Below are 13,135 nucleotides of genomic sequence, written 5' to 3'. Positions count from 1 at the left end.
AGGCTTTCTTGTTAGTTTTGAACTGGTGCCAGGACGGGGACTGCAACGGTTGCGCCATCGGCTGCTGCGGACTGAGCTACGGCGTCAATGAGCTGCATGTTGTGCAGTCCTTCTTCCAGAGTTGCGCAGCGTGGCAAGCTTTCCTCTTCAGGAATTCCGGCGATTTCTTCGAGGAATGCACGTGCCTGGAAAACGAAGCCTTCGTTTTGGCCAATTCCCACGCCTGGTGCATTCATTGCAAGGCCGCCGCGCCAGTATGGGTGCTTTGGTCCGATGGTGATGGTGCGGTAGCCGGCTTCTTGGCTGATGTCACCGGAGGTTGCTGGGGTGAAAATTTTGAATTCGCCTGAGTTGCGGAAATCAAAGAGCACGGAGCCCTTTTCGCAGAACACTTCAAAACCTAGGGTGTTTGGGTGTCCCTGGGAAATGCGGCTGACCTGGAGGGTTGCGGTTCCGCCACTGATGAAGGATCCGGAGAATGATGCAATGTCATCATTTTCCACTGCTTCGTATTCATCGGAAACTGCGCCGCCTTCGTGGCCGACAATCGCGCCGAGTGGCTTGGGGCGCTCGGTGATCACGGTGGACAACTGGCCACCACGGACGTCGGCGAAGTCAGATCCTGCAACGAATTCTGCCAGGTAGGTGAGGTGGCTTCCCACATCTGCCAGTGCGCCGGAGCCGTTTGGCCCCTTGTAACGCCAGCTGATTGGTGCCTGTGCGTTGGATCCGTAGTCGGTCCAGTAGTGGCCGGTGACGTGTAGAACCTTGCCAAGCTCGCCGGACTGCACGAGATCACGGATGTGTGCCACGCCTGGGGAACGGCGGTAGGTCAGTCCGATGCGGGCGATGGTGCCATTTGTTGCTGCACGGCCGGCTGCCTCAATCATGGCTTCTGCATCTTCGATGGTGTCTGACAGTGGCTTCTCGCACAGCACATGCTTGCCGGACGCCAGAAGTGCTTCCACGATTTCGCGGTGCAGGAAGTTAGCCACCACGACGCTGACAACATCGATGTCATCGGCCTCAACGATCGCCTGCCAAGAGGTATCAAAGCGCTCAAAGCCGAAGCGTGCTGCGGTTTCTTCAGCTAGCTGCACGTTGGCATCCGCGATGGAAACCAGACGGATGTTGGGCAGAGTGGTGGAGTAGATGCTGGATGCGGTGCGGTAGCCCGCTGCGTGTGCTTTGCCTGCCATGCCTGCACCAATGACAGCTACGCGAAGTTCTTGCTGAGTCACTATGACCTCCTCGAGAAAAGATGATGTGTTGTTAGACCATGTGGATCCGGTATTGTGATCCACTACGCAATTGGAGCGCTCCAACACAAGCTATATTTGTTTAAATGTCCTGTCAATAGTTCAAGAGAAAATCGCAGAAAATGAGCACATCCCGCCCCACAATTTATGACGTCGCCAAAGCCGCAGGCGTCTCCAAATCACTAGTTTCTCTCGTGCTTCGCGGCTCCACCAACGTGAGCAAAGAATCCGAAGCCGCGGTCAAGACCGCGATAAAAAAGCTCAACTACCAGCCAAATCGCGCCGCATCAGACCTTGCGGCCAAGCGCACGCAGCTCATTGCAGTGCTTATCGACGACTACTCCAATCCGTGGTTCATCGACCTGATTCAAAGCCTCAGCGATGTGCTCACCCCCAAGGGGTACCGACTGTCCGTCATTGACTCATTAACCTCTCAAGCCGGCACCGATCCCATTACCAGTGCACTATCAATGCGCCCCGATGGAATTATCATCGCCCAAGACATCCCCGATTTCACTGTCCCCGATTCCCTACCCCCATTTGTCATCGCAGGCACCAGAATCACCCAAGCCAGCACCCATTATTCAGTGGCCAACGATGACTTCCGGGGCGCAGAAATAGCCACAAAACACCTCATCGATCTTGGACACACCCACATCGCCCACCTACGCGTGGGAAGCGGCGCTGGCTTACGACGCTTCGAAAGCTTTGAGGAAACCATGCGTGCACATGGCCTGGAGCCGCTTTCCAACGATTACCTCGGCCCCGCCGTTGAGCACGCCGGGTACACCGAAACCCTCGCACTACTCAAAGAGCACCCTGAGGTCACCGCCATTTTCTCCTCAAACGACATCACCGCCATCGGAGCACTCGGTGCCGCCCGTGAACTAGGTTTACGCGTACCTGAAGATCTATCAATAATCGGATATGACAACACTCCCCTCGCCCAAACCCGACTGATCAACCTCACCACCATCGACGACAACAGCATCGGCGTCGGCTACAACGCCGCTCTCTTGTTGCTGGGCATGCTTGATCCCGAGGCACCCCACCCGGAGATCATGCATACGTTGCAGCCCTCGCTGATTGAACGGGGCACGTGCGCGCCAAGTGGAGGATAGCTACCCCAAATACTTGGACTTCCTAAAGAGGGATTACTTCGTCTCATTAGGATGATGGGTATGAACCTGCTCGAGGAACACAGTGTTCTTCTCAACATACAACCAGATTCGAGCAGACCCTTTCGCAGTAGGTTTATGTTGCCACCGATCATGCGCCTTCCCATTATGGTGAACGATACCCAATTCACCTTTAAGTCGGTAGTTCGTCGGCGTGGTCAACAGCGGCGTCACGGTCAAAAAATCCCACGTCTCTGCCATGTGGTTACGGATGCTTGCCACTAAATCTCGCCACCCTTTTGCTGCGTGAGTGGTAGCAAAGCGGATTTCGAATTCATTTTTCTTGCGCGGGCGAGGAACTAACTCGCTTTTCTTTCCAGCCACGCTTAGGGACGCTCCACCAGATGCGGATCGTCGTACCACTGCAGATCAGTGTTACTCAATCCAGCAGCAACAGCTGCTGCTGTTTCTTTCCATGAGGTCAGTTCAGTAAGAGCGAGGTGAGGTTGTTCGGTTGCAAACGATGCTCGTGCAGCGTCAAGAATCTCACGGGCACACGCCTCACGATCCGCCACTGACAGGGCCAGCATCCACGGGAATACTTTCGCCATACGTTCGGCTAACGTGCCCTGATGATCAGTGGCCACAGTAATTAACTGTGCAGCCAACTCCAGCAGGCGGGCTCGCCCGTCAGCTTCGCGCTGCGACATCAATACCAACGCTTCACCATCACGACGTGTCACAGTAATGGGATGTTCTTCAGCTTCGGCAAAGACTTCAGCAGAGCGTTTGCTCAACTCCGAGGAACGCCGGGTCCGATAGCGCAGATCAACTATCTTACTCATACCCCCACCCTATTCGGAACGTATTCGGAAGTCTAGGTTTTACAAGCTGACCCTAGGAGCGCCGGCGGGATGCGGCATCCCTAGAGACAGACGTCTAATTACCGCTAGCAGCCAGCAGCACTTCTCCTTAGCTCAACTCAATGGTGCGTTTTTCCGCAGCGCTCTGGGCTACAGCATCCAACACCTTGAGCACTGCAACACCTTCACGTGCAGGCACCGGCCCTGCGCCACCGTTTTCCACAGCCAAGGCAAAGGCATCGTAGAAGCGGGTGTAATCGCCTTGTGCTGAAGGAATCACCTCTGAGCCTTCATCGGTAACCAAGGTGCCCCACCGCTCCTCCGATTCGTAGCCCCAGTGTTCGCGGTCATTGGTTGGTCGAAGTCCCTGTTTGATCGCCACGGTCTGCACGTCGGTGTAGTTGGATACGTAGGAGCCGCACTCGCCCACCAAGCGGATTTCCCAGGACTCCAAGCGGTCAATCTTGCTGGCAGAAATGTGCGATATGGCGCCCGATTCATGTTCCAACACGATGCGGAACCTTGCGTTGGTTGGGCCTTCTGGAAGGTCGATAGATCCAAGTTGGGCGGTGACAGAGGTAGCCGGCCCCATGAGAACCAGGGTCTGATCGACTACGTGTGAGCCCAGATCGCGCAGTAAACCACCTTCAGGACCTGCCTCCAAGGAATCAGGTTCGATCAGGTCTAGTCGCAGGTCCAGTCCACGCATCGCACCAAGTTCTTCTTGGATTCCCAGTGCCGTGACAATGTGGGTGTCGTTGCGCCTGTTGTGGAAGACGTTGAGCAGCACTCCAGCCTTTTCGGCGGCTTCGACAAGTTCCATGGCATCTGCGGCTGATGGTGCAAACGGTTTATCGGCAACCACTGCGACACCTGCGTTGATTGCTTCCAAGGCCAGTTCCCGGCGCGTGGCTGGAGGGGTGGAGATCACCACTGCATCGACGCCCAGTTCGAGGAGTTCTGTCAGCGATCCCACGATGGCAACATCTGGAAGATCTTCTGCAACGGCTGCTTTGGTGCCTTCGGAACGAGCAACTACGCCTACTAATTCGCAGTGCGTAGAAGCTTGGATGTAAGGGGTGTGAAAGAGCCTGCCGCCGACACCGTAGCCAACGAGTCCGATTCGAATAGTCATGTTTTTATACCTTTCAGAAGTCGGTTTCTAAGAGGAGGAAAAGGCTCGGGCACCGCCGTCGCGAGGCAAAGATAGTGCGCCGATTAAAGGAATGAGGAACAACGCTGCTGCCAGTGGGAATGCCCAGTTGGCGGTGGGTGCAAGGGACATGGCGATGACTGCTACCGCAATACCCAAAGACATGCCTAGTTGGTGCAGGGTTGCTGATAACACGTTGGCGTTGCTGGTTTGTTCTGGTGAGATATCGACAAACTGCAAGGTGTTGTAGGCGCTGAAACCGAGGGATCTTAATGCGCCCGAAACAAAGAGCAGCAGCGCAATGAGCACCAGTGGAGTATCTACGCGAACGAACAAGAATGATGCCAATACCAAGGCGCCAGCAGCGTTAGAAAAGACCAGTACTGGTTTGAAATTCCAACGCTTAATGATCGGCGTGGTGAAAGGTTTGATGGCCACATTTCCTGCGAATAGTGCGACCACCATGGCACCCGCTAATGTTGCAGACCACCCAAACGCCACCTGGAAGAGCAGGGTGAACATGAATGGTGCTGCGGTGATTACCAAGCGGTAGACACTGCCGGAGGAATTACCTACCCGGAAGCCTGGGATGCGCATGATGCTGAGATCAAAAAGCCTGCCTGGAACTCGTAGCCAGCGCACTACAAAACCGCACACGATTGCTGCACTGAAAATCAAGCACCCGGCAACAACGAGTTCGGCCGGGCTTCCCCTGGAAATTAATTCAGCAGCCACGGTCAGCCCCACCATCACTAGCATTGCGCCGAGGAAACCTGGGAGATCAAAACGTTTGACTTCCACTGCGGTGTGCTTGGGCAGGATGAATAGTCCAGCAATGATCGCGACGATTCCTAAAGGCACGTTGAGTAGGAAGATCCATCGCCAACCAATGGTGTCGGCAATCAGGCCTCCCAGAAGTGGGGCAATCACTGGGGCAACCAGAGCCGGCCACGTTAAAAACGCGATGGCATCGAGGAGATCCTTGGGGTCAGTTCCTCGAATCACCGCTAATCGCCCGACTGGGACTAGTAGAGCACCACCAAGCCCTTGGATGACACGAGCTCCAGTGAGCACGGTCAGCCCCGGCGCGATGGCGCACACCAAGGAGGCAGCAGTAAAAACAGTCAGCGCCAGTAATAGCACTTTGCGCACACCAAATCGATCCGCCAGCCACCCTGCAGCCGGAATACCAGCAGCTGCGGCTGCCAAGTACGCAACCAGGGCGATGCTGACATCCACGGCGTCGATACCGAAGTCACGAGCAATAGCTGGGACTGCGGTTGTCAGGATGGTGCCGTCGAGGATTTCTAGAAACAGTGCTCCCGCGGCAAGCAGCGCAATGGGAACGCTAAAGGACCGATCATTGCGCATGGCGTCGATGTCCAATCAGATGAAAGGGTGAAAGACGGTCTCTCCTCCTTAGATCTAAAGAAAAGAAACCGTCTTGGTAGTTTCGAGATAACTCTATGCGTTCTCGATGAGTGAGCGGATTTTCTCCAGCTGGTAGCGGGATACTTCATCTGCTGCTTCATCTTCTGCAAACACGTTAGAGACCAGCAGTGCGTCTTCGCGGTCGAGGTAACCGGTGGAGCGCAGCAGGCCGAAGATCTCTTCGAAGTTCACATCGCCATCACCGATTTTCAGGTGCTGGTGCACGCGCACTGCGTTGCCTGGAGGGTTGGTGATGTAGCGCAGTCCGTGGGATTTGTGGTGGTCGAAGGTATCGGACAGGTAGACGGCGCCAAGGCGCTCCCCTACTGCTGGCAGAATTGCTTCGGCCTGGTCACCCATGTGGAATGAGTGGGGTGCCACGTAGACAAAGCCCACCTGCTTGGAGTTCAGGCCGCGGATGACTCGCCATGCTTCAATACCGTTTTCCACGAAATCATCAGGGTGTGGGTCGATGTTGAACTTGATGCCCTCTTTTTCCAGGATTGGCAGGAGTTCTTCCATGGAGCGGTAGAAGGCATCTTCGGAATCCTCGGAGCGTTCTGGGCGTCCAGAAAACTCCGTGTTGAGGGTGTCTACTTCCAGATCAACGGCCAACTGGATGATGCGCTTGATGTTGCGTACTGCTGCAACACGCTGGGTTTCCTCCGGCCAGGAAATACGCTGCACTGGCAACAGCGCAGGAATGGTGACTCCGGCATCCTTGGCACGCTTTTTCAGGGCTGCCACGAGATCATCGTCTGCCTTGGGGTGGCGGAAGAAAGGACCGAAATCTACATGAGGGGTCAGCTGCATGTATTCATATCCCAAACGTGCGGTGACGTCGGGGAAATCCAACAGATCGTAATCATGGTGGAAGGGGGTGGGATCAAGAGCAATACGAACCACGTTCAAAACTCCTTAAGCGTAGAAATCTGGGCGAGGTGCCGCATCAACTGGGATGACGCCGCCGTCGAGTGCCTTGACACCAGCTTCGCATGACAGTGCAACCAGGTAACCATCCCATGCGTTAGGGCCTGCGACCAGGGTGCCTTCGTGGACTGCGTCGACCCAGCTCTGGATCTGGCGGTCGTAGGCGGTAGCGAAACGGGTGGTGAAATCGGTGTGTTCGTTGATCAGGAATTCACCGTCGCGCCAGCGCTGCATTCCGGATGGCTGGCCGATGCGGGCAAGTCCCTTTTCAAAGACCGCTTCGGTTGCTACCTGGTATCCGAATTGAATATTTACGTTCATCTCTACGTCGACAAGCACGCCGTTTTCGAGCTCCATGATCACCAGGATTGGTTCCTTGAGACCGGAGTGCGCCAGTGAGGAGGTCTTTGGGTACTTCACTTCAACGGAGACAACTCGGGAGCCTGCGAGCCATGGGATGACATCGAATTCGTGGACGACGGAGTCGGTGATCAGCATGGACTGGGTGTAGTTCTCACCAACGCTTGGGTTGCGGTGCAGGCCGCGGAGCATGAGCAGTTCACCAGCTTCGCCGGATTCCACCAGTTTGCGCAGGTTGTTGTACTCAGGGTCGAAGCGGCGCATGAAACCAACCTGGATGTGCGGCTTGTCCAGCTTCTGCTCCAGCTCGACGATGCGCAGTGAGGATTCAGAATCTGGGGTCAGTGGCTTTTCACACAGGATGGGAAGGCCTGCCTCCAGTGCTGGGACAAGTACTGGCTCATGGAACTGACCTGGTACGGCGATCAGCACTGCGTCGACAGCATCGGCTGCGATAGCATCTTCAATGCGAGTGAAGGCCTGTGCACCCGGCGCGTCTTCTGCAGCTGCGGCGGCACGTGCTGCGTCTGGCTCAATGATGGCGGAGATATGTGCACCAGAGGTGCGGTTGTTGATGCGATCGATGTGGTCAGCGCCCATGGCTCCTGCACCGACAACTCCAACGCGAAGGCTCTTGCTCATAATTCTTGTACTCCTTAAAAATAAGTGTGATTAGTTGACGCGTGCGAAGTGGGTGCAGCCGAAGATATGCTTGCGGGTGCGCTCAGCGATTGGGAATGGGTAGTCAATGTCGCAGCCGTACATGTCTTGTTCCACAATGGCGAAGATCTCGGAGTCGATCTTGGAGACAGCTTCGATGATTGGGGCCAAGTCTGGGATGCCGTGTGGTGGTTCGATCATGATGCCTTGGGTTACGGCTTCGGCAAATGGAGTGTCGTTCTTTAGTACGTCGAAAAGCAAAGTCGGATCGACCTGCTTGAGGTGCAGGTAGCCGATGCGCTCTGGGTGCTGCTCAATGAGCTTGACGTTGTCGCCGCCGTAGTAGGCGAAGTGGCCGGTATCAAGGCAGAGGTTGGTGTAGCGAGCATCGGTTTCTTCCAGGAAGCGCAGTACTTCGCGGGTGGTGCCGATGTGGCTGTCAGCGTGGGAGTGGAACTGCTGCTTCATGCCGAATTCCTCCAGCAGCGCCTTTCCCAGGCGGTCGTGGCCGGCGGCAAGCTTTGCCCACTTCTCATCATCAAGGGTGCGAGCTTCCAGTACTTCGCTGGTTGCGTCGGAGCGCCACAGGTCAGGGATGACAACGAGGTGCTCAGCGCCCAACTTGGAGGCCAGACCTGCAACGTCGAGTGCCTGATCCCAGGCGCGCTTCCACTGCTCTTCACCCTTGTGGAATCCGGTGAACACGGTGCCAGCGGACAGCTTCAGGCCGCGCTTGCCCAGTTCATCTTCAAGCTGGTTGGCATCGGTTGGCAGGTAGCCGTATGGGCCAAGCTCGATCCAGGTGTAGCCAGCTTTGACGACCTCGTCGAGGAAGCGCTCCCAAGGGATCTGCTTTGGATCCTCTGGGAACCACACACCCCAGGAGTCAGGTGCGGTGCCGATGCGCAGGCCTGGGTTTTCGCCAGCCACAGATGAAGCTTTGGTGGATGCAGGTACAGAAGTGGTCATGGTGTTTCTCCTTAAATACGTTTTGGTTTAGCCAACTGATTTAGCCGAGCAGCGGACGCTGGAGGGCTTGGTTTTTCAGGTAATCTTCACGAGCCGCGTTGGTGCTATCCAGAGTGGACGTCTCCGACACCGGCACGTCCCACCAACCAGCACCGTCTGGTGCGTAGATCAACGGATCGCTGTTGATGTGGATGAAGGTGGATTTCTCCGAAGCCTTCGCGGTTGCCATCGCTGCTTTGAGATCCTCGATCGCATTCGCGCTTGGTTCCACTTCAATGACATCCATGCCGTAGCTGCGTGCGTTCATCGCCAGGTCGACAGGCAGAATCTGCTCGCCCTGGAAGTTCTTCGCGTCAGCGTCGTATTCGCGGTACCAGGTACCAAAACGCTGCGAACCGACAGTTTCAGACAGGTGGCCGATGGAGGCGTAGCCGTGGTTTTGGATGAGCACCACAATCACCTTGATGCCTTCCGCAACCGCGGTGACCAGCTCAGTGTTGAGCATGAGGTACGAGCCGTCACCAACCATGATCACCACATCGCGGTCATCGCCTGCGGCATCGAGGCCACGCTTCGCGCCGATACCGCCCGCGATTTCATAGCCCATGCACGAGAACGCATATTCCACGTGGTAGCCCAGCGCATCGCGCACACGCCACAGCTTGTGCAGGTCACCAGGCAAGGATCCAGCAGCCTGCACAATGACGTCTTTTTCGCTTGTCGACGCCTGCACCGCGCCAATGATCTCCGGCTGTCCAGGCAGCGCAAGACCGGAGGGGGCAAAAGACTTATCTACTTCTGCGTCCCACGCAGCCTTTTCCTCTGCAATGCGCTGTGCAAAGTCCTGAGACACAGTGAATCCCTGCAAAGCTTCAGCAAGCTCCACGATTGCTTCGCGTGCATCGGCAATCACTGGCAGCTGAGTGCCGTGCTTGTAGGCATCAAAGGAAGCGATATTGATGTTGATGAAGGTGACATCAGGGTTCTGGAACGCAGTACGAGATGCGGTGGTGAAATCGCTGTAGCGAGTACCGATACCGATGATCACATCAGCATCACCCGCAATGCGGTTAGCAGCCAATGTTCCGGTGGCACCCACACCACCGAGGTTTTGTGCATGATCCCACGCCAACACGCCACCACCAGCTTGGGAGGTACCCACTGGAATGCCAGTCTGCTCCACAAGTGCCTGCAGCTGCGTTTCCGCATCGGAGTACAACACTCCGCCACCAGCAATGATCATCGGATTCTTAGCGTTTTTGATGACTTCAATCGCACGAGCCAACGCAGCACGCTCTGGACGTGGGCGCCTAATGTGCCACTCACGATCCTGCAAGAACTCCACCGGCACATCGAGCATTTCAGCCTGCACATCTTCTGGAAGTGCAATGGTCACCGCACCAGTTTCCGCTGGATCGGTCAACACACGCATCGCAGCCAACGCAATAGAAAACAACTGCTCCGGGCGCTGCACCCGATCAAAGAACTTAGACACAGGGCGGAAAGCATCATTAACCGTCAGCCCGATATCCCATGGCTGCTCCAACTGCTGCAACACTGGATCCGCCACGCGGGTGGCAAAAGTATCACTAGGCAGCAGCAACGCTGGCAAACGGTTGGTGGTAGCAAGAGCCGCACCGGTTAACAGGTTGGTCGCGCCGGGTCCAACAGATGCGGCAGATGCGTATGTGCCACGACGGCGGTGCATGCGTGCATATCCAACAGACTGGTGCACCATCGCCTGCTCATTACGAGCCTGGTAGTACGGCATGAGCTCAGGTTGTTCAACGTTGTACTGCTTGAGTGCCTGGCCAATGCCAGCAACGTTTCCGTGTCCGAAAATTCCGAACATGCCTGGAATGGTGCGCTCACGGATATCGCCGTCGACAGTCCACTGGTGACCAAGGAATTCAACCAGTGCCTGGCTAACTGTCATTCTCTTCGTTTCAGCCATGAAATTTTATCCCTCCTTGTTTGCGTTCTCATATGGCAAGCGATCATCAAATGCTTGCCCGGTCCATGTATCTCGAACCCAGGCGTGCGCTGGGTCATCGTTAATCAGCCAGATTCTCTCCGGATCAGGTCCTGCCATGACGTTGAGGTAGTACAAGTCATAGCCAGGTGCTGCCACGGCAGGGCCGTGGTATCCGAAAGGAACTAGCGCGATATCGCCGCTGTACACCATGGCGTTGATATCGATCTCCCCCGCTGGTGAGGAGTAGGTGGAAAACATTCCGAAAGCTCCTTCTGCTGCTTCGGCCCTGCCACCAACTCGCGATGGGGCGCTTTCGAAGTAGTAGATTTCCTCCAGCTTGGACTCGTGTCCTGGGATGTGCTCATCATGCTTGTGTGGAGGGTAAGAGCTCCAGTTTTCACCTGGGGTGATTACTTCACACACGATTAGTCGAGCAGCATCGAGAGCTTCCGGGGTGCCAAAGTTGTGGACTTGTCGGCTCGAGCGGCCAGCTCCACGCAACTCCACAGGAGTTTCTGCTGGAGCGATGTACTTCCACTCCTTGGGTTCCTGAGTGGGAGCTTCCGCCACGGCGACTCGTCCCTGACCACTGAGCGTTGCTGTTTGTCCAGTGGGGAGGTAGAGCACATCGGTTGGTCCATCAAAGACTGACTTTCTTCCGTGAAGATGGGTCACCTGACCATGGTGGGCAACATCGAAGCTGCCCTGAAGTGGAATGAAGATGCGTTCCACACCAGTGTCATTTAGTTCAAGCGATTCACCACTGCCCAGTTCGGCAATGCGGATGCCGGTGTATTCCCAACCTGGGGTGGTGGCATCGACAACGCTTTGCCAACCATCTCGGGCCAATTCGCCCTTCTTATGGAACCAACGCATAGTCCTGTGCTCTCCTTCAATTAATCGTTCTGTGGGAAACCGAGGTTAATGCCACCGTGGGTTGCTGGGTCGAGCCAACGGCTGGTGATCGCCTTTTCCCTGGTGAAGAAATCAAAACCTTGGGTGCCATATGCCTTGGCGTCACCGAAGAGGGAGTTCTTCCAACCACCGAAGGAGTGGTATGCAACAGGCACTGGGATTGGTACGTTGATGCCGATCATGCCCACTTCGATCTCATGCTGGAAGCGGCGTGCCGCTCCACCATCGTTGGTGAAGATTGCGGTTCCGTTGCCGAATTCACCGGAGTTGATCAGCTCAATTGCCTCGTCGAAGGATGCGACACGAACGACAGAGAGGACCGGGCCGAAGATTTCTTCGGTGTAGGCGCGGGACGTGAGGGGGATGTCGTCGATAAGCGTAGGGCCGAAGAAGAAGCCCTCCTCGTGCCCGTCTACGGCGCAGTTACGCCCGTCCACGATGATCTTGGCACCGTCGGCCTCAGCGATGTCGACATAAGAAGCGACCTTGTCGCGGTGGACGTCGGTGATTAGTGGGCCCAGGTGCGGCTCGCCCTGCTCGTCGCCGGCACCGTTGCCGATGCGCAGGGTGTCGATGCGCTCCTTGATCTTCTCAATGAGCTGGTCGGCAACAGATTCAATAGCCAAGACCACAGAAACAGCCATGCAACGCTCACCGGCAGCGCCGTAACCTGCGTTGATTGCCTGATCGGCAACCAGATCCAGATCAGCATCTGGCAGCACCAGCATGTGGTTCTTCGCGCCGCCCAACGCCTGGACGCGCTTGCCGTTCTTCGCGGAAGTCTCGTAGATGTACTTTGCGATTGGGGTGGAACCCACGAAGGAAATCGCGGAGACATCAGGGCTGTTCAGCAAACCATCAACAGCCAGCTTGTCACCCTGGAGCACGTTGAACACGCCGTCTGGAAGACCAGCTTCCTTCCAGATCTGAGCCATCCACAGCGCTGCCGAAGGATCCTTCTCTGAAGGCTTCAAAATAACTGCGTTACCTGCAGCGATCGCGATCGGGAAGAACCACAGTGGCACCATCGCAGGGAAGTTGAACGGGCTGATGATACCGACAACACCCAGTGGCTGCTTCAAGGAATACACATCAATGCCGGTGGAAACATTCTCATTGAACGCACCTTTAAGCAGGTGTGGGAAACCGGTAGCAAGCTCCACTACTTCCTGACCACGCAAGATTTCACCCATGGCATCGGACAAGACCTTGCCGTGCTCTGCAGTGATGATCTCCGCCAGCTCACCCTTGCGAGCATTCAGCAGCTCACGGAAGTTGAAAAGCACAGCTTGGCGCTTAGCGATAGACAGGTTGCCCCACGTCTTAGCAGCCTTGGTGGCAGAAGCGATGGTGGCATCGATCTCTTCCTGGCTAGCCAGCGCAACATTGGCGGTGACCTGGCCAGTTGCAGGATTGTAGACAGGAGCGGTCTTGCCGGAAGTGGATGGGGAAATCGCGCCGTCAATCCAGTGCGAGATGGTTTGTGGTTCAGACATGTGTGT

12 protein-coding genes are annotated in these 13,135 nt (G+C 56.0%); 1 reads left to right on the top strand and 11 read right to left on the bottom strand.

The genetic code is table 11. The features are described from left to right. Positions 1–11: 11 nt before the first annotated feature. Positions 12–1,241 (bottom strand): Gfo/Idh/MocA family protein, encoded by a 1,230-nt coding sequence (locus KW808_RS01020; RefSeq protein ID WP_499652432.1) that lies wholly within the window; start codon positions 1,239–1,241, stop codon positions 12–14. Between the two features lie 140 nt (positions 1,242–1,381). Here KW808_RS01020 and KW808_RS01015 point away from each other — a divergent pair, with 140 nt between their 5' ends. Next, on the top strand, positions 1,382–2,380 hold the full coding sequence (locus KW808_RS01015; protein WP_003862480.1) for a LacI family DNA-binding transcriptional regulator: 999 nt from the start codon (positions 1,382–1,384) through the stop codon (positions 2,378–2,380). Positions 2,381–2,413: 33 nt separating this feature from the next. Here the strand turns inward: KW808_RS01015 and KW808_RS01010 are convergent, their stop codons facing one another. The 10 genes from KW808_RS01010 to KW808_RS00965 form a co-directional block, all read right to left on the bottom strand. Next, a complete protein-coding gene (locus KW808_RS01010) occupies positions 2,414–2,761 on the bottom strand; it encodes a hypothetical protein (RefSeq protein WP_003862478.1) in 348 nt (115 codons plus the stop codon). A 2-nt stretch (positions 2,762–2,763) separates the two neighbouring features. After that, the gene (locus KW808_RS01005) at positions 2,764–3,222 is read right to left on the bottom strand and encodes a prevent-host-death protein (RefSeq protein ID WP_003857119.1); all 459 of its coding nucleotides are present in this window, start codon (positions 3,220–3,222) and stop codon (positions 2,764–2,766) included. A 127-nt stretch (positions 3,223–3,349) separates the two neighbouring features. Next, entirely contained in the window at positions 3,350–4,375 is a 1,026-nt protein-coding gene (locus tag KW808_RS01000; protein ID WP_003862476.1) for a Gfo/Idh/MocA family oxidoreductase, read from the bottom strand. Between the two features lie 27 nt (positions 4,376–4,402). Then, on the bottom strand, positions 4,403–5,764 hold the full coding sequence (locus KW808_RS00995; protein WP_003862474.1) for an MFS transporter: 1,362 nt from the start codon (positions 5,762–5,764) through the stop codon (positions 4,403–4,405). A gap of 93 nt (positions 5,765–5,857) precedes the next feature. Next, positions 5,858–6,730, bottom strand: coding sequence for a sugar phosphate isomerase/epimerase family protein (locus tag KW808_RS00990; protein ID WP_003862472.1), 873 nt, complete (start codon positions 6,728–6,730; stop codon positions 5,858–5,860). Between the two features lie 12 nt (positions 6,731–6,742). Next, a complete protein-coding gene (locus KW808_RS00985) occupies positions 6,743–7,756 on the bottom strand; it encodes a Gfo/Idh/MocA family protein (protein ID WP_003862470.1) in 1,014 nt (337 codons plus the stop codon). 30 nt (positions 7,757–7,786) lie between these two features. Next, on the bottom strand, positions 7,787–8,743 hold the full coding sequence (locus KW808_RS00980; RefSeq protein WP_003857128.1) for a sugar phosphate isomerase/epimerase family protein: 957 nt from the start codon (positions 8,741–8,743) through the stop codon (positions 7,787–7,789). 40 nt (positions 8,744–8,783) lie between these two features. Beyond that, a complete protein-coding gene (gene iolD, locus KW808_RS00975) occupies positions 8,784–10,697 on the bottom strand; it encodes a 3D-(3,5/4)-trihydroxycyclohexane-1,2-dione acylhydrolase (decyclizing) (protein WP_003857130.1) in 1,914 nt (637 codons plus the stop codon). Between the two features lie 6 nt (positions 10,698–10,703). Next, on the bottom strand, positions 10,704–11,594 hold the full coding sequence (iolB, locus tag KW808_RS00970; RefSeq protein WP_003862468.1) for a 5-deoxy-glucuronate isomerase: 891 nt from the start codon (positions 11,592–11,594) through the stop codon (positions 10,704–10,706). Positions 11,595–11,614: 20 nt separating this feature from the next. Then, positions 11,615–13,129, bottom strand: coding sequence for a CoA-acylating methylmalonate-semialdehyde dehydrogenase (locus tag KW808_RS00965; protein ID WP_003862466.1), 1,515 nt, complete (start codon positions 13,127–13,129; stop codon positions 11,615–11,617). Between the last annotated feature and the right edge of the window lie 6 nt (positions 13,130–13,135).

This window comes from [Brevibacterium] flavum (assembly GCF_019317305.1).
Taxonomy (GTDB): Bacteria; Actinomycetota; Actinomycetes; order Mycobacteriales; family Mycobacteriaceae; genus Corynebacterium; species Corynebacterium glutamicum.
The sequence above is the reverse complement of the archived record's forward strand: the minus strand, read 5'-3'. Positions and strand labels throughout refer to the sequence as shown.

Coding starts and splice junctions, on each gene's coding strand:
- KW808_RS01015 (WP_003862480.1), top strand. CDS start 1,382: ATGAGCACATCCCGCCCCACAATTTATGACGTCGCCAAAGCCGCAGGC.
- KW808_RS01005 (WP_003857119.1), bottom strand. CDS start 3,222: ATGAGTAAGATAGTTGATCTGCGCTATCGGACCCGGCGTTCCTCGGAG.
- KW808_RS01000 (WP_003862476.1), bottom strand. CDS start 4,375: ATGACTATTCGAATCGGACTCGTTGGCTACGGTGTCGGCGGCAGGCTC.
- KW808_RS00995 (WP_003862474.1), bottom strand. CDS start 5,764: ATGCGCAATGATCGGTCCTTTAGCGTTCCCATTGCGCTGCTTGCCGCG.
- KW808_RS00985 (WP_003862470.1), bottom strand. CDS start 7,756: ATGAGCAAGAGCCTTCGCGTTGGAGTTGTCGGTGCAGGAGCCATGGGC.
- KW808_RS00980 (WP_003857128.1), bottom strand. CDS start 8,743: ATGACCACTTCTGTACCTGCATCCACCAAAGCTTCATCTGTGGCTGGC.
- iolD (WP_003857130.1), bottom strand. CDS start 10,697: ATGGCTGAAACGAAGAGAATGACAGTTAGCCAGGCACTGGTTGAATTC.
- iolB (WP_003862468.1), bottom strand. CDS start 11,594: ATGCGTTGGTTCCATAAGAAGGGCGAATTGGCCCGAGATGGTTGGCAA.
- KW808_RS00965 (WP_003862466.1), bottom strand. CDS start 13,129: ATGTCTGAACCACAAACCATCTCGCACTGGATTGACGGCGCGATTTCC.